The 23,213-nt window shown below is 40.1% G+C and carries 21 protein-coding genes; 19 read left to right on the forward strand and 2 right to left on the reverse strand.

Features of this window, described 5'->3' with window-relative positions:
- Positions 1 to 74: 74 nt before the first annotated feature.
- Positions 75 to 3,713 (forward strand): cell division protein ZapA, encoded by a 3,639-nt coding sequence (gene zapA, locus QE450_RS03430; protein WP_307296965.1) that lies wholly within the window; start codon positions 75 to 77, stop codon positions 3,711 to 3,713.
- 91 nt (positions 3,714 to 3,804) lie between these two features.
- On the opposite strand, the gene QE450_RS03435 is transcribed toward zapA, so the two are convergent.
- Positions 3,805 to 4,251 (reverse strand): cytochrome c oxidase subunit II, encoded by a 447-nt coding sequence (locus tag QE450_RS03435; protein ID WP_301261549.1) that lies wholly within the window; start codon positions 4,249 to 4,251, stop codon positions 3,805 to 3,807.
- 304 nt (positions 4,252 to 4,555) lie between these two features.
- On the opposite strand from QE450_RS03435, the gene QE450_RS03440 reads away from it, so the two are divergent.
- From QE450_RS03440 to QE450_RS03450, 3 genes are all read left to right on the forward strand, one after another.
- Entirely contained in the window at positions 4,556 to 6,928 is a 2,373-nt protein-coding gene (locus tag QE450_RS03440) for an endonuclease MutS2 (protein ID WP_307296969.1), read from the forward strand.
- Between the two features lie 108 nt (positions 6,929 to 7,036).
- The gene (locus tag QE450_RS03445; protein WP_204825671.1) at positions 7,037 to 7,435 is read left to right on the forward strand and encodes a DUF350 domain-containing protein; all 399 of its coding nucleotides are present in this window, start codon (positions 7,037 to 7,039) and stop codon (positions 7,433 to 7,435) included.
- A gap of 42 nt (positions 7,436 to 7,477) precedes the next feature.
- The gene (locus tag QE450_RS03450; RefSeq protein ID WP_273615434.1) at positions 7,478 to 8,098 is read left to right on the forward strand and encodes a hypothetical protein; all 621 of its coding nucleotides are present in this window, start codon (positions 7,478 to 7,480) and stop codon (positions 8,096 to 8,098) included.
- A gap of 117 nt (positions 8,099 to 8,215) precedes the next feature.
- Here the strand turns inward: QE450_RS03450 and QE450_RS03455 are convergent, their stop codons facing one another.
- A complete protein-coding gene (locus tag QE450_RS03455) occupies positions 8,216 to 9,466 on the reverse strand; it encodes an NAD(P)/FAD-dependent oxidoreductase (RefSeq protein WP_307296972.1) in 1,251 nt (416 codons plus the stop codon).
- A gap of 204 nt (positions 9,467 to 9,670) precedes the next feature.
- On the opposite strand from QE450_RS03455, the gene QE450_RS03460 reads away from it, so the two are divergent.
- From QE450_RS03460 to QE450_RS03530, 15 genes are all read left to right on the forward strand, one after another.
- Positions 9,671 to 10,171 (forward strand): Lrp/AsnC family transcriptional regulator, encoded by a 501-nt coding sequence (locus tag QE450_RS03460; protein WP_069327277.1) that lies wholly within the window; start codon positions 9,671 to 9,673, stop codon positions 10,169 to 10,171.
- A 90-nt stretch (positions 10,172 to 10,261) separates the two neighbouring features.
- A complete protein-coding gene (locus tag QE450_RS03465; protein WP_204825077.1) occupies positions 10,262 to 11,464 on the forward strand; it encodes an aminotransferase class I/II-fold pyridoxal phosphate-dependent enzyme in 1,203 nt (400 codons plus the stop codon).
- Positions 11,465 to 11,581: 117 nt separating this feature from the next.
- A complete protein-coding gene (locus tag QE450_RS03470) occupies positions 11,582 to 11,836 on the forward strand; it encodes an aspartyl-phosphate phosphatase Spo0E family protein (protein ID WP_307296979.1) in 255 nt (84 codons plus the stop codon).
- A gap of 165 nt (positions 11,837 to 12,001) precedes the next feature.
- Positions 12,002 to 12,547 carry a hypothetical protein gene (locus tag QE450_RS03475; protein ID WP_307296981.1) on the forward strand — a complete coding sequence of 182 codons (546 nt, stop codon included), beginning with the start codon at positions 12,002 to 12,004 and terminating at the stop codon, positions 12,545 to 12,547.
- Positions 12,548 to 12,577: 30 nt separating this feature from the next.
- Entirely contained in the window at positions 12,578 to 13,141 is a 564-nt protein-coding gene (locus QE450_RS03480; RefSeq protein WP_307296984.1) for a cob(I)yrinic acid a,c-diamide adenosyltransferase, read from the forward strand.
- 84 nt (positions 13,142 to 13,225) lie between these two features.
- Positions 13,226 to 14,137, forward strand: a complete 912-nt coding sequence (locus tag QE450_RS03485; protein WP_307302577.1) for an RluA family pseudouridine synthase — start codon at positions 13,226 to 13,228, stop codon at positions 14,135 to 14,137.
- 70 nt (positions 14,138 to 14,207) lie between these two features.
- Positions 14,208 to 14,570, forward strand: a complete 363-nt coding sequence (locus QE450_RS03490) for an arsenate reductase family protein (RefSeq protein ID WP_307296986.1) — start codon at positions 14,208 to 14,210, stop codon at positions 14,568 to 14,570.
- 211 nt (positions 14,571 to 14,781) lie between these two features.
- Entirely contained in the window at positions 14,782 to 15,216 is a 435-nt protein-coding gene (locus QE450_RS03495; protein ID WP_307296987.1) for a hypothetical protein, read from the forward strand.
- Positions 15,217 to 15,316: 100 nt separating this feature from the next.
- The gene (locus QE450_RS03500) at positions 15,317 to 15,760 is read left to right on the forward strand and encodes a GNAT family N-acetyltransferase (RefSeq protein WP_307296989.1); all 444 of its coding nucleotides are present in this window, start codon (positions 15,317 to 15,319) and stop codon (positions 15,758 to 15,760) included.
- Positions 15,761 to 15,908: 148 nt separating this feature from the next.
- Entirely contained in the window at positions 15,909 to 16,787 is an 879-nt protein-coding gene (locus QE450_RS03505; RefSeq protein ID WP_274170543.1) for a 5'-3' exonuclease, read from the forward strand.
- A complete protein-coding gene (locus QE450_RS03510) occupies positions 16,788 to 17,873 on the forward strand; it encodes a phosphodiester glycosidase family protein (RefSeq protein ID WP_307296993.1) in 1,086 nt (361 codons plus the stop codon).
- Between the two features lie 124 nt (positions 17,874 to 17,997).
- Positions 17,998 to 18,900 (forward strand): ROK family protein, encoded by a 903-nt coding sequence (locus tag QE450_RS03515; RefSeq protein WP_274170541.1) that lies wholly within the window; start codon positions 17,998 to 18,000, stop codon positions 18,898 to 18,900.
- Positions 18,890 to 19,633: a DsbA family protein gene (locus QE450_RS03520; protein ID WP_273615445.1), complete on the forward strand. Its 744-nt coding sequence runs from the start codon at positions 18,890 to 18,892 to the stop codon at positions 19,631 to 19,633. Before QE450_RS03515 ends, QE450_RS03520 begins: the two co-directional genes overlap by 11 nt.
- Before the next feature lie 4 nt (positions 19,634 to 19,637).
- Positions 19,638 to 20,102, forward strand: coding sequence for a disulfide oxidoreductase (locus tag QE450_RS03525; RefSeq protein WP_204825066.1), 465 nt, complete (start codon positions 19,638 to 19,640; stop codon positions 20,100 to 20,102).
- A gap of 241 nt (positions 20,103 to 20,343) precedes the next feature.
- Entirely contained in the window at positions 20,344 to 23,127 is a 2,784-nt protein-coding gene (locus QE450_RS03530) for an HAD-IA family hydrolase (protein WP_273615446.1), read from the forward strand.
- The last annotated feature ends 86 nt before the right edge of the window (positions 23,128 to 23,213 follow it).

Genomic DNA, 23,213 nt, shown 5'->3' on the forward strand with positions numbered 1-23,213 from the left:
CGAATAACAATCGATGTGGCTTTTTTGTCTACATCCAACTAGAATAAACAGAAGAAGTAAAGGAGGGCACGATTGTGACGACACCCGAACGTATTCGAGTAAACGTGGATATTTATGGAACAACTTATAAATTAGTTGGCACGAGTGCCGATTATATGAGACAAATTGCTCGTTATGTAGACGAGCATATGAACGATATATCGCAAGCTCATTCTCATTTAGATAAAGCTAAATTAGCTGTATTAGCAGCTGTACACATGGCGGAAGAATCGATTAATGCCCAGATCAATCAGTCTGAATTTGATAAAGCGATCGCAGAGCAAGAGCGCTTAAATACAGAGCTAGAACAACTGCAAAGTGTAAAAGCTCAACAACAAGAATTGATTCAGAAATTACAACAGGACAATCAACAACAAACGACGACCAATGAACAATTACAAAAAAATGTGAAAGAAACATCTGCTCAATTAACACAGACTCAGCAAAAGTTAACTTCTGCGGAAGGTCAAAACAAACAGTTACAACAGCAAAATCAAGAACACAAATTAAATAACGAACAAATACAGCACAAATGGAAAATTGCTGAAGAAGCTCTTCAAAAAGCTTTGAAATCCAATGTAGAACTGGAACAAAATCTGCAACAAACGACAGAAAATTTACGCAGTGAGATTAATCTTTTGACTGAAAATGAAGAAGTGTCCAGTTTGCGAGTAATGGAGTTAGAAGAGCAGTTGCAACTGTTACAACAACAACATGATCGTGTGCAACAGGATCATGCCGAACTGGAGGAAAATAACAAACGTACACTGACAGAGTTACAAAGATTACAAGAACAATATGATCAGCTCACCAAACAAATAGCAGAAGCGCAAGAAGAATCCGAGACATGGCGCGAATTGTCTGTACAGCAAGAGCAGGAGTTGCAGACAGTACAAGCTCATTTAACAAATGTACAAGCAGAACAACAACAATTAGAACAGCAATTAAGCGAATCTCAACAACAATTGACAGCAGTACAAGCACAATTCGATACTGCTCAGCAAGAGGTAGCAGAATCCAAAGAAGAATCCAATCGTTGGTATGAATTAGCACAGCAACAAGAACAAGAAGTACAAAAAGTGCAGATCGAATTAACACAAGCTCAAGAGCAACGTCAAACGTTGGAAGAGCAAGCATCTGCAACCAAAGAACAAATGTCTATTTTGCAACAACAATTAGCAGATGCTAAAAACGAAGTATCGGCTACCAAACAAAGATTAGAAACATGGCGTGAACTATCCGGTCAACAAGAACAAGAAGTGGCTCGTATTCAAGCAGAATGGTCACAAGCTCAAGAGCAACAAGTTGTATTGGAAGAACAGCGTGTAGCGATAGAAGAACAGCTTAACGAATTGGAAGAACAAAAGTCAGAACTGAATCAACAATTAACTGAACTACGTCAAGAAAATGCTACGCTCAAAGAAGAAGTAGACACATGGCATGAATTATCTGATCAACAAGAACAGGAATTACAGACAGCTCAGTCCGAACTTGCACAGCAACAGCAACAATATACGTCTCTACAACAACAATATGCTACAGTGCAAGCAGAGTATGAATCATTACAAGCAACCAGTGAACAGTTACAGACCGAGCATGAATCTGTACAGACGCAAGCACAACAGTTACAAGAGCAACAACATGATCTGAATCAACAGCTAAGTACGCTTCAAGAATCATTCACAGCAACACAAGAAGAAGCAGGAACATGGCGTGAATTATCAACACAACAAGAACAAGAAGTATCTCAAATTCAAGCTGAACTTGCTCAAGTGCAAGAACAATATACGGCTTTGCAACAACAATCGAACAGTATCCAGAGCGAGCGTAATGATCTGGAAAATCAAGTACATGTGCTGGAAACAGAACAGTCAGAACTACAGCAACAATTGGTAGAGCTTCAAGAAACATTAACCGTAACGCAAGAAGAAGCCGGAACATGGCGTGAATTATCCACACAGCAAGAACAAGAAGTATCTCAAATTCAAGCTGAACTTGCTCAAGTGCAGGAACAATATACGGCTTTGCAACAACAGTCGAATAGTATCCAAAGCGAGCGTAATGATCTGGAAAATCAAGTACATGTGCTGGAAACAGAACAGTCAGAGCTACAGCAACAATTGGTAGAACTTCAAGAAGCATTAACTGTAACGCAAGAAGAAGCTGGCACATGGCGTGAATTATCAACACAACAAGAACAAGAAGTGTCTCAAATTCAAGCTGAACTTGCTCAAGTGCAGGAACAATATACGGCTTTACAACAGCAATACACTTCAGAACAAGAAGCACATGAATTAGTTCAAGTACAAGTGCAGCAATTAGAAGAACAGCAATCTGATCTGAATCAACAATTAGTGGAACTGAAAGAAACACTAACGGTTACTCAAGAAGACGCAGAGACATGGCGTGAGCTGTCAGGACAGCAGGAACAAGAGGTCGAACGGATTCAAGCTCAATTACTAGATACGCAACAACAAGCGCAGACAGTAGAGCAGCAAAGAGTACAATTAGAAGAACAACAGATTATTTTAAATCAACAACTTCATGAGGCGCAGCAAGAATTAGCCAATACGCAAGAAGAAGCTGAGACATGGCGCGAACTTTCTAGCCAGCAAGAGCAAGAAGTAGAACAAGCTCAAGCTCAATTGTCTCAAGTGAGTGAGCAGGTTGGGCAATTAGAACAACAGTTGCAGACACTGGAAGAACAACGTCATCAACTGGAAAAAGAGCAGTCATCTCTTCAACAACAATTGGAAGATGTACAACAACAGATGATTACTGCCACCGAAGAAGCCGAGACATGGCGCGAATTGTCAACGCAACAAGAGGATGAAGTGAATCGTCTGCAAGCCCGGTGGACAGATGCTCAAGCAGAACGCCAGGTACTTGAAGAACAGCTTCGTGTTATCGAAGAACAACGTCAGACATTAGAATATCAATACCAAGATTTAGAAGAGTTACAGTCTGAACGTATCGATCAGTTAAATGAACTGCAACAGCAAAAATCAGCGATTCAGGAAGAAATGGAAATGTGGCGTGAGCGTTCTAGTGAACAAGAAGATGAATTGCATACGTTACAAGCTCAATGGTCACAAGAACAGCAATATCATCAAGATGCACAAGCTCAGGTAGCTACATTGAATCAAGAGTTGCTTTCATTACAAGATAAACTCGGGCAACAAGAGCAGATTTTGCAAGAAGCGAATCATAATATCGATCAATGGAACGATCGGTATACTCAACTGGAAGAAGATTATCGGACAGTGAGTCGTAATGAAGAAGGGTATCTGGAAGAAATCGGACGCTTAGAACAGCAAAGCCATCAGTTGCGTCAAGAATTAAATGAATGGCAACAACGTATTCAAGCAACCGAGCAATTACAACAAGAGCAAGCACAGCATATTGAGCGTTTAGAGCAACAAGAACGTGAATGGCGTGAGCAACAAGATCAACTGGCTACAGTAGAAACACAGAAGTCAGAAGAAATGCAAGAAATATTGCAGCAATACGAAGTGTCTTCCCACCAATTACGATTGGTTCATATCGAACTGCAAGATCAGCGTGAAGAGAAAGAACGTATTATAGGTGAGTTAGAACAATTGCGAGAACAGCATCATCGTTTGGAAATTGAATACAATGAGTGGATGGAATTAATCGAGCAGGACCAGAATTAGATATCAAAATCCCTTTCTGCTTATCACTACATATATTAGCTGTAGTGAAACAGAAAGGGATTTTTTAATAATATTTAATAGCTATAAGCGATTATGCTTCGTCTACGATTAATTTCGCAACCATTGTACTATGACCGGAACCACACATGATTGAGCAAGCAATATCAAATTGACCTGCTTCTTGTGGAGTAACGGTTGCTGTTGTATTTTGTGAATCCAGATCGACATTAAGTGCTGGAATCATCACACCATGATTACCTTGTACACTTTCAAATACGATCTGTACAGGTTGTCCTTTTTTGACATGATATTCTTTTTGGTCAAATGCATAATTGGTTGCTTTAATCATCAATTGTTCTGTACCATCAGCAGGTGCAACACCTGTCTCGGTAACACCACTTTGAGGTTGATTGGTAGCAGATTCATTTTTCTGACCACAAGCAGATAAAAGAACCATGACTGCGATCATCATACTAACGATAATCAGCGTTCTTTTATACGTATTTACTTTGGTATTCGGTTGAGATGGGGTATACATGCATTGATTCCTCCTATAGTGATATATAATAATGATCATTGCCAATATTCATAAATAGTATAACTCTGTTCTACATAAAGAGTAACCGGTATCATCAAATTTAAAATAAAATATGGCGAAAAAAAGAAATACGTTTCATCAAGTAATCATTTAGAAAGTAAATGAGATCAGTTAGCTTCTGATCATATACCCATTATTTATTATTTGTCCTGCAAGTATTTTGTGAATATTTGGTCTAGATGTATAATAAGAAGTAGTGCATTATATTATAAAGGAATTTGTTAGTTAGAGGAGTGTCATTACGTTGAACGAAAAAATATTCCATACCATGCAGTATGGTCAAATTTTGAATACATTATCTTCACATGCAGCCACTTCTATCGGTAAACGCGCAGCGCTTGCTTTGCAACCGGATACCGATTTGGAGCATGTCAAAAAGTTACTTCAAACAACAGATGAAGCGACATTGGTTGATCGTCTTAAAGGAACTCCGCCTTTTGGTGGGATTGTTGATATCAGTGCAGCAGTGAGTCGTGCACGTATTGGTGGTACATTGAATCCAAGTGAACTATTAGGTATTGCAAATACGATTATGGGCGGTAGACGTGCACGTCGTCATGTTGAGATGGTACATGAAGAAAATCCTGTACCGATGCTAGCTGATCTGGTCGAACTGATCTCTGATCAACGTCCACTGGAAAAAGCGATTCGTGCTTGTATTGATGACTCTGCTCATGTGATGGATTCAGCAAGCCCGGAACTTGCAGCAGTACGTCGTGAACTACGTTCAGGTGAAGTACGTATCCGCGAGAAGCTGGACAGTATGATCCGTTCTCAAAGTGTAGCCAAAATGTTACAAGATCAATTAGTAACGATTCGTGGTGATCGCTTTGTAATTCCGGTCAAAGCAGAATACCGTGCTCACTTCGGTGGTATTGTTCATGATCAGTCCGGTTCAGGTGCGACACTATTTATTGAGCCAGAAGCGATTGTAGCGATGAACAACAAGTTACGTGAAGCCAAGTTACGTGAAGAACGCGAGATTGAAGTGATTTTGCAGAAGCTAACAGCTCAAGTCTCGGATCAGGTCGAATTGCTGAATTATGATATTGATATTCTGGCAGACCTTGATTTTATTTTTGCCAAAGCCAAATTAGCTCGCTCGATGGACGCAACAATGCCGAAGATGAATGATCGTGGATTTTTGAAATTGAAAAAAGCACGTCATCCATTGATTCCACTTGCTCATGTAGTGCCGACTGATCTTGAACTCGGCAATGAGCATACCAGCATTATTGTGACCGGCCCGAATACCGGTGGTAAAACCGTTACACTGAAAACAGTTGGATTACTGAGTCTGATGGCGATGTCAGGATTATTTATTCCGGCTGATGAAGGCAGTCAATTATGTGTGTTTGATGCGATCTATGCGGATATTGGTGATGAGCAAAGTATCGAACAGAATTTAAGTACATTTTCAAGTCATATGACCAATATTATCTCGATTTTAGAGCAAATGACGCCAAAAAGTCTGGTGTTGTTTGATGAATTAGGAGCAGGAACTGATCCGGCAGAAGGTTCAGCGTTAGCGATTGCGATTCTGGAGCATATTCATTCACAAGGTTGTCGAATGATTGCAACGACTCACTTTAGCGAACTGAAAGCTTATGCTTATGATCGTAAAGGCGTGATCAATGCCAGTATGGAGTTTGATGTGAATACATTAAGCCCTACGTATCGTTTGCTAATAGGTGTACCGGGGCGTAGTAATGCATTCGCTATCGCTTCACGCTTGGGACTATCTGAAAAGATTCTTGATGTTGCGCGTGGCGAAGTTGGAGAAGAAGATCAACGTGTTGAAAATATGATCGCTTCCCTCGAAAGTAATCGTTTAAGTGCAGAAGAAGATCGTAATACAGCAGCTACATTGCGTTCTGATATGGAGAAATTACGTGGTCGTTATGAACGTGATCTTGCTAGATTAGAAGAACAACGGGATAAACGTCTGGAAAAAGCGGACGAAGAAGCACGTGAGATTATCGAAAAAGCGCGTAAAGAAGCCGATGAAGTGATTCGTTCATTACGCCAGCTTGCGCAAGAAGAAGGCGCTTCTGTAAAAGATCACAAGCTGATTGCAGCTCGCAAACAATTGGATGATGCTACACCAGGGCAACGTGCGAAGAAGAAATCTACTTCTTCTACCGAGTCCAAAAAAGTCAAACCACTTGGTCCTGGTGATGATGTAATGGTGTATAGTCTGAATCAACGTGGACATATCGTAGAATTATCGGGAACCAAAGAAGCTGTCGTACAGATGGGTATTTTGAAAATGAAAGTAGCGTTAAGTGATCTAGAATTAGTACAGTCAGCCGCTACGATCAACGCACAGCCACAGAAGAAAGCAACCACGATCAAACGTTCACGCGAAGACAATATGCGCTCTGAACTTGATCTACGCGGTGCTAATGTAGAAGAAGGATTAATGGAAGTGGATCGTTTTCTTGATGAAGCTTTTTTAGCGAACCTGGGGCAGATTTATATTATTCATGGTAAAGGTACAGGTGTGTTAAGAACAGGGATTCAAGATTTCTTGCGTCGTCATAAGCATGTTAAAAGTTTCCGTACCGGTGAATACAATGAAGGCGGCAATGGCGTTACTGTAGCTGTACTGAAATAATCCGGCTTGAAACCATTACAGTGTTCATGCGTAATGAATAGAAATGTCTGTAGATGATTTCAGTACCGGAAGGAGCTATGAAGTGGCGTGAAAGATTATATTGATCCGATGCTTGCACATCCGGTCGGGATGATGATCGGTTTTTTCTCGGTAGCTGTACTACAGCTTATCGTATTTCTATGGTGTTTTGAAATGGTAGCCAAATATAAATGCTGGGACGAAATAAGACGCGGTAATGTAGCGGTAGCGATGGCAACAGGCGGTAAGATTTTCGGGATTTGTAATATTATGCGGTTTTCGATCGAAGCGCATAGTACGGTATATGAAAGTCTCGGCTGGTCGGTTATCGGTTTTGTTTTGCTTCTAGCTGCTTATTTTATATTTGAATTTTTGACACCTGTTTTTAAAATTGATGAAGAAATTGCAGCAGATAACAAAGCTGTAGGTTTGATCTCCATGATTATATCGATCTCCTTATCGTACGTGATAGGGGCAACTATTTTATAATCAAGATTGAACTGAAATATGAGTGATGAGAGGAATTACAACATGGATACAACAATATGTCCTTGGTGTGATAGTGAGATTGTATGGGACCCCGAATTTGGACCGGAAGAATTGTGCCCGCACTGTCATAATGAATTAAATGGTTATCGTACGCTTAATATTGCTTTAGATGAAGACGAAGATGAGGAGTATGTGGAAGGCGGACAGAAGCCACCTGCTGAAGTTCGTAGAGCTCCTGTAGCACCTGTTGCTCAACCTGAAGAAGAGCAACAATCTTTTGCTTCCCGAGCAACCAGTCTGTTGAACGATGCAGAACTATTTACACAACCAAGTCTATCTTCACTCAAAACGATTGAGCAATATGGTGATGAGAATTTCAACATGGTGCAGTATGAAGAAAATGTAGAGCAATTGCTGGATCAGCAAGAAGAGATTCCGCAATGTCCACATTGTCAGGAGTATATGTTGCTTGCAGGTACGCAAGCAATGGGTGGAGCTGGATTTACCCCTTTGCCTGCAACAGCCAAAAATGTAGCGATTTTACCATCTACATTTAAAGTGAATGTATATGTATGTCCAAGTTGCTTCCATGTGCATCAAAGTCTGTGTGAAGATGAGCGTGTAGCGATTATCGACAAGATTACTAATTTAAACGAACAATAAGCATATCGAACAATAAATAAAAAGCTCTTATTCTCTACCTGTTAATAGGTGAGGGTAAGAGCTTTTTGCTGTGTAATATAGGATGATATGATTATGCAATAAATCGGTTACTGTGGATTACACCACAATATCGTCGACTGTTGCAGGGGAAGGCTTGGTTGTACGTGTTAAGCCAAACAGTTGCAATTCAGGACGCTCGATTCCAGTAATCGTATCTGCTAGCAATTGAGCTGCAATAGCGCTATAGACTGTTCCGTTACCGCCATATCCTTCAACAAAATAACTATGAGGATAATCAGGATGTCCACCGATATAAGGCAATCCATCACGGCTAGAACCGAATACCGCTGCCCATGCATAATCAATCGACAACTCACCTACATTTGGAAATAGTGTCTGTACTTCTTCTAGCAACTTTTGAGATTGCTTCACCATACGAACATCGCGCCATTCCGGATCTGTAAATGGCTCATCCAAGCCACCTACAACGATTCGGTTGTCCGCAGTTGTTCTCATATACAGGTATGGACGTGTCGTTTCCCAGACCATACTTTGCTCATGCCAACCATCCCAACTTTCTACAGGGTTCGTCATAATCGCATACGTCGTTTCTAGAAATGCGCCACGTTCTTTTTTCATTTCTTGAGTCGCATAACCTGTAGCATAGATTACAGTACGTGCACGAATCTCGATATTACCTGCATAACAGGTAACCCCTGTATCATCAGCAACATGACTTGTGATTTCTACACCTTCATATAATTGTGCACCATGATTCATTGCATCAGCCATCAATGCATGAATAAAGCGATAAGGGTTCACTTCAGCATCGCCATGCGTATACAATCCACCCGCTTTTTCAAAAGAAAAACGTTTCGCTATTTCTTCTGCATCCCAATATTCAGCTTCAAATCCAAAACGTTTGAGATTGTCATATTCTTCTTTCAAAGCAGGTACATCTTCAGGATTACTTGCATAATATAGACTACTGCGTGGAATCAATTGAGCATCAATCGGTAATGTTGGAGCAATGTCGATTAGATACTCCATCGCTTGCTGGCAAAGGCGGTAAAACAATACGCCATTTTGTTCACCAAATGTATTGATGCAAGAAGTCATCATTTTATCGTTAGTATATTGAAGTAAACCGGTATTGGCGACAGAGCTACCTTGACCGATTTTTGATTTTTCTACAAGCACTACATTAATGCCTCGATGTGCAAGTTCGCGCGCAGACAAAGCTCCGCCCATTCCGCCACCAATAATAAGTACATCACAGGCAATATTTTCTTGTAATGATTGGTATTTCGGTGTCTCGGATTCAGATAGTGTTTTGTCCCATGCTGTACGGTTAGTGTGCAAATCCATAATATTTCGCTCCTCAAGGTATAATAATAGGCGACCGGTGCTGACTGTCTAAGTAATAACATTAAGTAACCTGATTGCTATCCTCTTGAAGCAGTTCGTTCAGATAATCGTTTGACATACAATGATTCAATCAGAGGGTTGGCAGAAATGGGCGATTCATGTCATACTTATGATTAATCTTGCGCACTTGGAGGCTATTACATTATGAAAGAATTGAGCGACCTTAAATTACAAATATTAGATTTGTTAAAAGAAGATGCAAGACGCACACCACAACTTCTTTCTACATTATTAGGTGTTGATGAAGCAGAAGTGACTCAAGCGATTCGTGAATTGGAAGATGAGCATGTGATCGTGAAGTACACATCTGTAGTGAACTGGAGTAAAGTCGATGACGAGAAAGTTACAGCGTTAATTGAAGTACAGATTACACCGGAACGTGGCAGAGGATTTGAAGGTATTGCAGAACGCATTTATTTGTATCCACAAGTAAAATCTGTTTATTTGATGTCTGGTGCTTATGATCTTCTGGTTGAAGTAGAAGGCACCAATTTGAAAGAAGTAGCAAGCTTCGTTTCAGATCGTTTATCTCCTATTGAATCGGTATTGTCTACCAAAACTCACTTTATCCTTAAAAAATACAAGCAAGATGGCATTATCTTTGAAGAGCATGAAGATGACCGCCGCTTGATTATCTCTCCATAACATGAATATTCGTTGTGATACACAACTCTTTTTGATATAAGCAGAAGAAATCGCGCTTACGGAATAGAGCGCTGAAGGAAGAGGATTGCTATGATTGTCAATAATGAACAACAGACCGGATCATCCAAGTCGATGACTTCGTACCTTTCACCATTAGTTCAAGATATTAAGCCTTCGGGTATTCGTAAGTTCTTTGATCTGGTGAGTGCAAGCAAAGATATTATTACGCTAGGTGTAGGGGAACCCGATTTTATTACACCATGGCATGTACGTGAAGCTTGTGTCTATTCATTAGAGCGTGGATATACACGTTATACTTCTAATGCCGGTATGCCTGAACTTCGTGAAGCAATTTCAGGTTATTTGGAAAATGAATTCAAAACCGCCTATGATCCGAAAGATGAGATTCTGGTGACCGTCGGAGGTAGCGAAGCGATCGATCTAGCTTTGCGTGCGCTGATTACACCGGGAGATGAGATTTTGATCCCTGAACCTTGTTATATCTCCTATTCACCGATTACAGCTATTGGTGGAGGAATCCCTGTCGGTATTGAGACTTTTGCCAAAGACAATTTTAAATTAACGGCAGAAGCATTAGAAGCACAGATTACTCCACGTTCCAAAATTTTGATCCTTTGTTATCCAAGTAATCCAACAGGGGCAATTATGACGTATGAAGATTGGTTGCCGATTGCCAAAGTGGTCGAAAAGCATGATCTTATCGTGATTTCTGATGAAATTTATGCAGAATTAACATATGGTACGAAGCACGTCAGCTTCGCATCGGTTCCGGGTATGCAAGAACGGACTATTTTGGTCAGTGGATTTTCCAAAGCATTTGCGATGACAGGCTGGCGTATGGGGTATGCTTGTGGTCATCGTGATCTCATTTCTGCGATGCTCAAAATTCACCAATACACAGTCATGTGTGCTCCTGTAATGGGTCAAGTAGCCGCTTTAGAAGCATTGACCAATGGATTAGGTGAAAAAGATAAGATGGTAGAGTCCTATAATCGCCGTCGTCGTCTAATTGTCGATGGATTCCGCAGTATTGGTCTGGAATGTCATGAACCTCAAGGCGCTTTTTATGCTTTTCCAAGTATTCAGAATACAGGGCTGACTTCTGAAGAGTTTGCTCAACAGCTTCTAGTGGAAGGAAAAGTAGCGGCTGTTCCGGGTAGTGTATTCGGGTTAGGTGGCGAAGGATTTATCCGTTGTTCGTATGCTACATCTGTCGCACAATTAAGTGAAGCATTGGAAAGAATAGGTTCATTCGTAGCTAAAATAAAATAATTGTCACATAATCTTCTTTTTTCCTTGAATTAACAATTTTCCTGCTTTCATTTACATGATCCTGTGATATAATGGGTCTTTGGAAGCAGGAAATCATGACTCAAGGGAGGGGATTATTTGTATTGCGCTGAATATAATTTGCCGGGATATCGTGGACATAACATTGCAGAGAGTAATGGAGTATGGTCTACGTCCTCAGAGAAGTCTTCACAGATACTTTCCCTAGAGGATGAAATTTATTTGCTTCGTATGCGTATGGAACAGTTATTTTTGGAAGAGCAATCTTTTACATCAGAAGTTGTTGTTGAAATCAGCATGTTGCTTGACCTCAAAATTAACGAATATATGCGCTCTCATCAAAAACATTCGTAACTCAGATCAAAACAGAATGTTGAGATATGATCGATCTTGTTATAGCGGATACGATGTAACATTTATAGCCTGAAATCAACAGAGGGTCCTCAAAAAGGAGCTTCTTTTTTTACGTCAAATAGCTGTGGTATGATGGGATATAGTGAATTGAAGGAGGAACGTTGGGTGAAATTGTGGATAAAAGGGTTACTACTAAGCATGAGTATGGTATTCGTTTTGACAGCTTGTGGTGGGGATCAACCGAAAGATCCTAATCAAGTGACTGTTTTTATTATGGGTAGTGAAGGATTTTCACAAGAATTAGCAGATCAGGTCAAACAAGATTTGCAGGCCAAGCTTGGCAGTACAATGAAAATAACAGTCAATACAACACCGATTTACTCCGCTGAAAAGTTAACGTTAGAATATGTCGATCGACAAGATGATATTATTATTTTGCCAGAAAACGATATGAAATCTTATTCGATTAATGGGGGGCATATGGTGTTGGATAAAGATTTTGATTCCAAAACGTATGCTCGCGGTGTAACGATGGGTAGTGCATCCGCAGAAGATGTAGATAAACAAGAAAAGCATCTATTCTCGATTCCTGTCGATCAAATGAGTATCTTTAAACAAATCAAATATACGCCGGACAATCTGTATGCTACCATTCCTGTGTTTGCGGATTATAATAAATCGCTCAAAATCTTAAAAGCGATGACAGAATAAAATCGTTCTATCATCCATATGGAGGGACAAATGAATATTTATACACGTACAGGTGATGAAGGGCAGACTTCTGTGATCGGAGGTCGGGTCAGCAAAGACGATGCTCGTGTGGAAGCATACGGCACGATTGATGAGCTAAATAGCTTTGTCGGTCAAGCATTGGCGATAGCGGATAGTGAACACGCAGATATTCAGGAGCAATTGCTGGCGATACAACATGAATTATTCGATTGTGGAGCAGACCTAGCCTTTGTTGAATTAGATGAAAGTAAGTATAAAGTTCATGCTGAATTAGCGGTTCAATTGGAACAGTGGATTGACCAGTATGAGACAGAAAATCCACCAATAGAACGGTTTATTTTACCAGGAGGTCATCCGTTAGCTGCTTCACTACATGTGTGTCGTACGGTATGTCGTCGCGCTGAACGAAGAGTGGTAACACTGGGTGCAATAACAGATATTAATATAAATGTGCGTAAATACTTAAATCGACTTTCAGATTATTTTTTTGTGATTGCGCGTACAGCGAATGTGCGTTCAGGCATCACAGATATCGAATATATTCGTAGTCAAAAAGTATTTCGACGTGATTGAGGGACTATTGTGATTAATGCTAAAAACGATACTAACGATTATTACGAACCAATATTGTATACGATCCAACCGCAAGATGAAGGTATGATTCTCAAAAATATTATGCAACGCCGGATGGGCATTTCACGCAAATTGCTTTCACGTCTTAAAATGACAGAGCAAGGAGTAATGCTGAATGGTCAACATGTATATGTAAGCGTCAAAGTGCAAGCAGGCGATCTATTAGAGATTCGGATGGAGCGAGAACAATCCGATGATATTTTGCCACAAGCCCAGCAGATCGATGTGATCTATGAAGATCAGCATCTATTGATCGTTAACAAACAAGCAGGCATTATCGTGCATCCTACGAGCGGACATTACACCGATACACTGGCAAATGGAGTAGTTCATTACTGGCAAGAGCGCGGAGAGAAGTTCCGCTTCCGTCCGGTGCATCGATTAGATCAAGATACATCGGGTGTGCTGGCTATCGCCAAAAATCCGTATGTACATCAACATATCTCAGAACAAATGATGCAGAATACAGTCCAGAAAAGATATCACGCCTATGTGCATCATATTCCGGCGATACGGCAAGATCGCATCGAAGGAGCGATTGATCGTGATCTGGTTGAGCCTCATATGCGAGTAGTCACACCGGATGGATATTCAGCAGCTACCCGTTATCAAGTGCTAGAATCTTTTCCAGAGCGTGATGTATCATTAGTTGAACTGGAATTAGAGACCGGACGTACCCATCAGATTCGGGTACATATGAAGCATATCGGTTGCCCATTGGTTGGCGATCGGTTATATGGTTACGCGCGACCAGACAATAATATAGACCCTTCTAGCTCTATCGCTCAACTGGATCAACTTGCAGGCAGACAAGCATTACACGCTGTTGAGCTAGGTTTTGTACATCCAGTTACAGGTGAAGAGATGCTTTTTCACGCACCATTACCTGAAGATTTAGCAATACTGGATGCAGAATTACGAGGACGGGAAGCTTGATGGTGAAGTGGAATATTCTCATGTCAATAAAATCATTTTTTAATCCAGTATTAAAGGAGAATGTAAGCCAATGAGTAAATTAACAGTATATCAATACCCACAATGCAGTACATGTCGCAATGCAATCAAATGGTTACGTGCAGAAGGTCATGAATTGAACTTGATTCATATTGTAGAATCTCCACCTACCGCAGAACAATTACGTGAATTGGTTGAACATAGCGAACTGGAATTGAAGAAATTTTTCAATACCAGCGGTGAAGTCTATAAAAGTCAGAATCTAAAAGAAAAATTACCATCTATGGATGCTCAAGAACAACTACAATTGTTATCTGAAAATGGTAAATTGATTAAACGTCCGATTGTAACAGATGGGGATAAAGTGACAGTAGGATTCAAAGAATTGATGTATGAAGAAGCATGGAAAGCGTAAAGTAAAAAGAATAATATATAGCGATCCACCTAAAGAGTATGTCCAAAAGTCTTTTGCTGAGCAGATATTTGCCAGACAAAAGGCTTTTTTATGTTTATTGCTATTTATATGATTCAACACAGCTAGTCACTAGACAATTATTTATTTACATTATTTGCAAAAGAAACGATAATATGAGTGATTTATAATTACAAAAATGGGGGAAAAGGGTATGAATAAAGTATGGTCGAAAGCATCGGCGATTCTTTTGTTAGGAAGTGCAATTTTGTTCAGTAGTAGTGCATCTACGCCTGTGTATGCTGCATCGTCTACGTACAAAGTGACTTTTGAACAAGCACGATTAGTATCAAATGATCATGTAGGCAATGAGTGGTCTATTGCAGCAGCAGTAGCTGGTAAAGCAATCAATGAAGGCAAAAGTATGAATGTAAGTGTAGATTCGAAGGGAAGTATCAAATTGTATGGCTATGTTGTAGAAGAAGATAAAATTCCCGACGAAGGCGAAAATACCAAAACAGTAAATGTCTCTTCGATCTCTAGCAAAGGTTCAACAGTTAAAGTGTTGGTCACAGTGACCGAAAATAGAGGGCGTTATTCTGGTAATGAAGCCGTATGGGAATTTACGTACAAAATCAAAAAACAATAATATATAATATATTGGAGTCGCTTTATATCTGAACATGGATCATGATCATCTCAGGTATAGAGCGATTTTTATAAATATAAATGATTAAAGGATGGAGATTATGCACCAATCACAACTTAATCTGGTTCAAGCATCATCTATACATAGAGAGCAATTGGCTGAACTACGGGCGATGGTTCTGCAAGAAGATCTTACCCGTCTGGGTCGATTTGATGAGCATAAGGTTCGTCAGCGCTTTCGTAATGCTTTTGATCCGAGTCATACATGGTTGATCGAAGTGGAAGGAAAGATAGCAGGTTGCGTTGCTTTAAAGCCAGAACAGGAGGGTTACATGTTAGAGCATTTTTATATGTATCCTGATGTTCAAGGTCAAGGCATAGGCAGTCAGACACTTCATCAATTGTTAGCTCAACCTTATCTGCAAGGGAAAGTCGTTCATCTCAATGTGCTACAAGGTAGCCCGGCACAAAGACTTTACGAACGTTTTGGATTTGAGCTTGATTCTGAAGATGAAGTGGATATCTTTATGAGTCGCACGATATAAATAAATTAGTATGAAAATAAAGAACCCAAGATAGAATAGGCAGAAAATTTAAAGTCTTGTGAATACTTGTACAGTGTCGCAGAAATTCGGTATGATATACTCAGATTGGATTCATCTGTATTGAAGAGAGAAGGTAGAAGTGAAGATAATGAAAGATCAAAAAATAATGTTAGTCGATGGAATGGCACTGTTATTCCGAGCTTATTATGCAACAGCGCAATCCGGTTATATTCGTCGCACAAAGTCAGGGATTCCTACGAATGCGATCTACGGGTTTGTACGTTATCTATGGGACGCTGTACAACTGTATAATCCTACTCATATCGCTTGTTGTTGGGATGTTAGTAGCAAAACGTTTCGTACCGAAGAATTTGCTGCTTACAAAGGAAATCGTTCGGCTGCACCGGATGATTTGATTCCGCAATTTGATTTGATTTTGGAAGTGACTGAAAGTATGGGGATTCCTAATCTAAGTGCACCCGGTTATGAAGCCGATGATTGTATCGGTACCATTTCACGTGAGCTTGAAGCAGATATGGAAGTTCTGATTTTGACAGGAGATCATGATATGTTACAGCTAGTGGATGAACGGACTAGCGTGATTATTATGAAAAAAGGCTATGGTAATTACAAAGTCTATACGCCTGAGTCACTAATGGAAGAAAAGGAATTAACACCTGCTCAGATTATTGATATGAAAGCTTTGATGGGCGATGCTAGTGACAACTATCCGGGAGTCAAAGGAATCGGTGAAAAAACAGCGATTAAGCTGGTCAAAGAGTATGGAACAATCGCAGGAATTTTGGAAAATCTAGATCAATTAACACCTTCGATTCGTACAAAAATTGAAAATGATCTTGATATGCTTCATATGTCTCATCGCTTGGCGGCGATTCATCGTGAAGTACCTGTCGTCTGTTCGCTGGATGCCAGTCTTTTGCTTTTAGAAGATGATATCATTCTAACGAAATTTGAAGAACTAGAGATCAAAAGTCTTTGTTCTATGTTAGGCGTAGGTGTATTTTAAATGAAAATATTATCGCGCTTAATGATCGCTATATTGTCTATGATTCTGATTTTGTGCTTGCTACCTATTGCTGGTTCTTCAGCGGTAGCAGCAGAATCAGGAATCAAAGCCTCAACGCAGAAAGTGTCTGCTACTGGACGAACATTTACTGTACAGACTGTTCGTATTCCCAAAGGAACCAAAACAGGTATAGGACTAGCTAATCAACAAGTCGGTCAGACTGCTTCTTTATCTTCTATCGTCAAACATTATAGTGCTCAAGCAGCTATTAATGGTGCTTTTTTTGAAGCATATGGTGGTGCGCCTGATCCTTATGGTACGTTAATTAAGAACGGTCGTATCGCGCATTTGGGCAGATATGGCACAACGATAGGATTTTTGGCAAATGGTACAGCGTTGATGGATTCGTTGCGATTGTCTGTCACAGGAACAGTGCAATCGACAACAGGCAAATCGTCTAGCTGGTACGCTATCTGGGTGAATCGTCTTCCCGGTGCTTCTAGTACATCTGTTATCTACACGTCTGATCGAGGTACCAATACAGGCTTCACAGGTGGAATTGCAGTTACTGTAGTGAATGGCAAAGTAACGCATAAAGGAAACAACAACAAAACCAAAATTCCATCTAATGGATATGTGCTCGTGTATACAGGAGATCAGAAATACGCGGCTGATCGCTTTACGGTAGGTGCTACTGTCAACATGAATATCGCTTACCAGGATATCAATGGGAAAGATATTCCATGGCAACAAGTCGTGACTGCGGTAGGTGCAGGCCCAAGATTGGTAAAAGACAGTAAAATCGCTCTAAATGCAGAAGCAGAAGGATTCCAAGATCCTAAAATTTTGACTGCTGCTGGTGCACGTAGTGGGATTGCAATAATGGCGGATGGTTCGGTGATGATTGCAACTGTTCCAGGAGCAACGATGAAACAATGGGCAGCTATTATGCAAAAGCTTGGCGCTAAACAAGCGATGAATTTAGATGGAGGCGCTTCATCGGGAATGTATGCAAATGGACGTATGCTTACTGCACCCGGACGCTTATTAAGCAATACGTTAATTTTTGGTGCAAGCGGTTCATAAAGCAGTAGTGTCGACATCATCTCGACTTCAATATCATATATGATCAAATATGGAGCATCTCTGCACTAATCTAGGGGAATACTAATCTGTCCATACAGGATAACTCAAAGGAGAACTATCATTTATGAAAAAATTAGGGGCTATTGAAGCAGGCGGTACTAAATTTGTATGCGGGATCGGTACAGAGGATGGAGAAATTTTAGAAAGAGTAAGTTTCCCAACCGAAACGCCTGAGATTACGATGAAAAATGTAATTTCTTTTTTTGAAGGTAAAGGGGTTGAAGCGATCGGGATAGGTTCTTTTGGACCGATTGATCCGATTAAAGGCAGCCCAACTTATGGATACATAACGACTACACCCAAGCCACACTGGGGACAATACAATATTGTAGGACATATGAAAGAGCATTTTGATGTACCGATCGGTTTTGATACTGATGTGAACGGCGCGGCTTTAGGCGAACACAAATGGGGAGCAGCGCAAGGATTAGCGAGCTGTATTTATATTACGGTAGGCACAGGTATTGGTGCTGGAGCAGTAGTCGATGGTAAAATGCTACATGGACTATCTCATCCAGAAATGGGACATATTTTGGTTCGTCGTCATCCTGATGATCATTTTGAAGGATTCTGCCCTTATCATGGCGATTGTCTGGAAGGTGTAGCAGCTGGCCCTGCGATTGAACGACGCTGGCAAGTTAAAGGTTCTGAGCTAACTCCAGAACATCCTGCATGGGAAATGGAAGCTTACTATCTGGCGCAAGCATTAATGAACTATGTATTGATTCTATCCCCACAAAAAATTGTGATGGGTGGCGGCGTGATGAAGCAAGAGCAATTGTTCCCGCTAATTCGTGAAAAATTACAAAAGCTTTTAGCTGGTTATGTACAGCATCCTAGCTTAAATGAACAAATTGACCAATTTATCGTCCCTCCACAATTGGGTGATAATGCTGGATTATGCGGAGCGCTTGCATTAGCAGATCTAGCATGGTCTGGAGAAAAAGGTGCAACCAATGGCGAATAAGAAAAAAGTAAACCCAGCCATCAAAAGACAGCAACAACAAGAATACAAACAAAAAGAAGCGTTACGTCAAAAGAAGTTAATGCGTAATCTTATTATTGGAACCGTAGCTGTGATTGCAGTGATTGTTCTACTTATTATTTTCGTACCGAACAACAAAACAGCCGAAGCGACTACGTTTGATTACAATCAGCTTCCTGTCAAAGGTGAAACCACAGCTCCTGTCAAAATTGTAGAATTTGGCGATTTCAAATGTCCGATTTGTAAGCAGTTCAATGAAATTATTGTGCCACAGATTCAAAAAGATTATATTTCTAATGGTACAGCCGCTATGTACTTTATGAACTTCCCGTTTTTGGGACCTGATTCCACAACAGCAGCTTTGGCTGTAGAGTCTGTGTATCACCAAAACAATGATGCGTTCTGGAAATATTTTGACGCTATTTATACTAATCAAGGCGATGAAAATACAGAATGGGCAACTACCGATTTTCTTGTTAATTTAGCTAAAAAAGCAGATGCGTCAATTGATACTACCAAGCTTCGTCAAGATATCGAAAATAAAACGTATGCCAAACAAGTACAAGCTCAATACGATAAAGGCAAAGAATTAAATCTTCCAGGCACGCCATCGATCTATATTAACGGAGTAGAATATACAGGCGATCTAGGCGATTATACTGCACTCAAAGCAGCAATTGAGAAAGCTAAAACAGAAGCCGGATCGGAGGGCTAATGCGATGAATACAGAATCGTCTCCATCTTTTTTAGCACGATACTATTTATTTCTAGCATGGATAGTCGCTATTGTAGCTACTGGTGGAAGTCTGTATTTGAGTGATGTAATGTTGCTAGAACCTTGTAAATTATGCTGGTATCAGCGTATTTTTATGTATCCACAGGTAATTTTGCTCGGTATCGCTGCTTATCATAATGATCGACGTATTGTCAGATATTCGATGCCCCTCGTTATTCTTGGTGCATGTGTAGCGATTTACCATTATGCAGAGCAACATATTCCAGCTTTGAGCAGAATTTTACCATGTACAACAGGGGTTCCTTGCAATAAGCCTTATTTTGAATGGTTTGGTTTTATTACGATTCCTTTTATGGCATTGATTGCGTTTATCTTGATCGCTTTGTTGTTGTGGAGAGGTAGTCGCGCAGCAGATGCTATCGCTTATGAAGATGAAGAAACAGAATAAGTAATCATACCGTTGATTGATATCAGTACCATGTCTTCTTTTTAGCATTTATTGTTGAAAAGAAGACTTTTTTTATAATCCAACGATAGAAATATATGAACCTGACGTATGAACAGTAGGACTTGAAAAAAACGTCTGTTTTGAATCAATTTTGATCTATTTGATGTAATGAGTACGTTTAACGGTTAACTATAGTAAGAGAATACTGTTCAATAACTAGATAAAAGTGGAGGAATGTCGAATGAGAGAAGGCAATTCAATATATGAAGTAGAGCCGTGGTCGATTCGAGAATCTTCGTTTGACCCTATCCACAATCGTAGAGGAGAAACTATTTTTACGGTTGCTAATGGATATTTGGGAATGCGTGGTCATTTTGAAGAAGGATTAGAAGGTGCAGGTATTAATGCACTGAATGGTACGTATTTGAATGGATTTTACGATTCAGCAGATATTACGTATGGAGAAGAAGCGTTTGGTTATGCCCGTAAGCGTCAGACGATGTTAAATGTAACGGATAGCAAAATTATTGAGTTATTTATCGATGGCGAACAATTTAATTTATTGAGCGGTCGTGTGATAGAATACGAACGTATTTTGGATATGCAACATGGGATTTTATCGCGTCATGTCGTATGGGAAAGTGGCACAGGTAAACAAGTGCAAGTGGATACACAGCGCCTAATTTCGTTTGATAATAAGCATGTAGCTATGGTTCGCTATACAGTGAAGCCTGTTAATTTTACAGGAGAAATTAAATTGATCTCTGCCTTAAATGGTAAAGTGACTAATGAAATATCAGCAGACGATCCACGAGCAGGGTCAGCTTTTGGAGGACAAGTATTACATACGGTTCAGTCGTATGAAGAAAATACGTTTATGGCTCTAGAGCAACGTACGACCGAAACAGAATTTCATTTATTGTGTGGCGCAGAGCATACGTTAGATTATGACTATACGTTATCAACGATTCAAGAAGATGAGCGTATTGCGAAAGCATTTACTATGCAAGTAGACGAAGGACAATCTGTTACATTGGATAAATCTATCGTTTATTATTCTTCAAAAGATTATGAAGTAGATCACTTGCTAATTTTGGCTCAATCTACGTTAAAAGAAGTCAAAGCAAATGGCTGGGATGCTTTAACGATAAAACAAAAAGAATATCTGGATGAATTCTGGGAAATTGCAGATGTGAATGTAGAAGGCGATGAACTGTTACAACAGGGATTAAGATACAATGCGTATCAATTATTCCAATCGGTCGGTCGTGATGGCAAAACGAATATTAGTGCGAAAGGAATCACAGGCGAAGGGTATGAAGGACATTATTTCTGGGATACAGAGACATATATGTTGCCATTCTTCTTGTATACCAAGCCCGAGTTAGCCTTGCGTCTGTTAGAATACCGTTATTATACATTGCCCAAAGCAAGAGAGCGTGCAGTAGAAATGGCAGCAGAAGGTGCTCTATTCCCGTGGCGTACGATCAACGGAGAAGAAGCTTCTGCTTATTATCCAGGAGGAACGGCTCAATTTCATATCAATGCCGATGTAGCTCATGCGATTATTCAATACGTAGAAGCGACAGGCGATCAAGACTTTTTGCAGAGCAAAGGTCTGGAGATGTTGATCGAGATTTCAAGATTTTTCTTATCTGTAGGGAATTGGATTACAGGTAAAGGATTCTGTATTAATGGAGTGACTGGCCCTGATGAATATACAGCGATTGTAAATAACAATACGTATACAAATATTATGGTCAAAGATGCATTAGAATTTACTGTACATGAATTAACACAGTGGGAAGAATTAACTCCAGATTCTTATCTAGCGATGCACAGTGTTATGGGACTAACCGAAGAAGAAATTGCAGATTGGGCACGTGCTGCGGATGAAATCTATATTCATCGCCAAAATGGATTGATCGGTCAGGATGATTCTTTCCTGGATAAAGGCGTATGGGATTTTGACAATACACCGGCTGAAAATTATCCATTACTGTTGCACTACCATCCATTGGTCATTTATCGTCAGCAAGTGATCAAGCAAGCGGATCTGATTCTGGCATTTTATTTGCTAGGTGAGAAATTTACCAAGCTGGAAAAAGTCAAAAACTATGCCTATTATGAGCCATTAACAACACATGATTCTTCGTTGTCAGCAGCGATTCATGCGATTATTGCAGCAGAGCTCGGCAATATGGATCATGCGTATAACTTCTTTATCGAATCGGCACGTATGGATCTGGATGATATTCATGGTAATGTTAAAGACGGTATTCATGCTGCATCAATGGCAGGTAGCTGGTTAACGATTATTGGTGGATTTGCAGGTATGCGTCAATATGACGGTCGATTACACTTTGAACCGAAATTACCGCCAAGCTGGACAGAGTACTCGTTCCGGGTACAATTTCAAGATCGCCTTGTCAATGTTAATGTAGAAGGCAACAAAACAACATACAGTCTTGTTCGCGGAGAACCTTTAACGATAGAACATTATGGACAAGAATATGTAGTTGCAATGACACAGCCACTTGAAGCAAACAATCGTGATCTGTGTGCAATAGTATTTGGCTTGGAAGGAGTAGTTATTCCAGTTATTGATGAAGAATCAGAAACGATTGAATCCGCAGAATTGTTGCCAGGTGTAGAAGATTTACTACAACATTTTGCCGACCATAATATCGCTGTTGTTTTGGCATCTCACCGTAGTGATGCAGAAGAAGTGGTAGAAAAATTAGGAGTACGACAATATTTCAATCGTATTATTACATCAGATGATGTAGAGTTCAGTAAGCCTGATCCTGAAATATTTATCAAAGCAGCTAACGCGGTCAATATTCATCCTTATCACACGATGGTTATTGAAGATTCTACCGAATCGATCCAATCTGCCCGTCAAATCGGAATGAAAACGATCGCTGTAAGTTCACTAACCCGAATAGATAGTGCACACTTTACAGTACCCGGCTTAGATGGACTAAACCTAGAAACCATGATCCGCTGGATGCAACTACCTTGATTAAGCGCTTGGCACCATAAGCGCGACCAGTGAAATAAAAAAATGATTTTTGCATCAGCAAAATATCTTACCATCAGCGCTTGGCA

It is taken from the genome of Paenibacillus sp. SORGH_AS_0306, assembly GCF_030819345.1.
In the GTDB taxonomy this organism is placed as follows: domain Bacteria; phylum Bacillota; class Bacilli; order Paenibacillales; family Paenibacillaceae; genus Saccharibacillus; species Saccharibacillus kyungheensis.

Bases quoted from the DNA above. Each gene is read 5' to 3' on its own strand.
- QE450_RS03435 (WP_301261549.1), bottom strand. From the start codon at position 4,251: ATGTATACCCCATCTCAACCGAATACCAAAGTAAATACGTATAAAAGA.
- QE450_RS03445 (WP_204825671.1), top strand. From the start codon at position 7,037: ATGCTTGCACATCCGGTCGGGATGATGATCGGTTTTTTCTCGGTAGCT.
- QE450_RS03450 (WP_273615434.1), top strand. From the start codon at position 7,478: ATGGATACAACAATATGTCCTTGGTGTGATAGTGAGATTGTATGGGAC.
- QE450_RS03455 (WP_307296972.1), bottom strand. From the start codon at position 9,466: ATGGATTTGCACACTAACCGTACAGCATGGGACAAAACACTATCTGAA.
- QE450_RS03460 (WP_069327277.1), top strand. From the start codon at position 9,671: ATGAAAGAATTGAGCGACCTTAAATTACAAATATTAGATTTGTTAAAA.
- QE450_RS03465 (WP_204825077.1), top strand. From the start codon at position 10,262: ATGATTGTCAATAATGAACAACAGACCGGATCATCCAAGTCGATGACT.
- QE450_RS03480 (WP_307296984.1), top strand. From the start codon at position 12,578: ATGAATATTTATACACGTACAGGTGATGAAGGGCAGACTTCTGTGATC.
- QE450_RS03485 (WP_307302577.1), top strand. From the start codon at position 13,226: ATGATTCTCAAAAATATTATGCAACGCCGGATGGGCATTTCACGCAAA.
- QE450_RS03490 (WP_307296986.1), top strand. From the start codon at position 14,208: ATGAGTAAATTAACAGTATATCAATACCCACAATGCAGTACATGTCGC.
- QE450_RS03495 (WP_307296987.1), top strand. From the start codon at position 14,782: ATGAATAAAGTATGGTCGAAAGCATCGGCGATTCTTTTGTTAGGAAGT.
- QE450_RS03500 (WP_307296989.1), top strand. From the start codon at position 15,317: ATGCACCAATCACAACTTAATCTGGTTCAAGCATCATCTATACATAGA.
- QE450_RS03505 (WP_274170543.1), top strand. From the start codon at position 15,909: ATGAAAGATCAAAAAATAATGTTAGTCGATGGAATGGCACTGTTATTC.
- QE450_RS03510 (WP_307296993.1), top strand. From the start codon at position 16,788: ATGAAAATATTATCGCGCTTAATGATCGCTATATTGTCTATGATTCTG.
- QE450_RS03515 (WP_274170541.1), top strand. From the start codon at position 17,998: ATGAAAAAATTAGGGGCTATTGAAGCAGGCGGTACTAAATTTGTATGC.
- QE450_RS03520 (WP_273615445.1), top strand. From the start codon at position 18,890: ATGGCGAATAAGAAAAAAGTAAACCCAGCCATCAAAAGACAGCAACAA.
- QE450_RS03525 (WP_204825066.1), top strand. From the start codon at position 19,638: ATGAATACAGAATCGTCTCCATCTTTTTTAGCACGATACTATTTATTT.
- QE450_RS03530 (WP_273615446.1), top strand. From the start codon at position 20,344: ATGAGAGAAGGCAATTCAATATATGAAGTAGAGCCGTGGTCGATTCGA.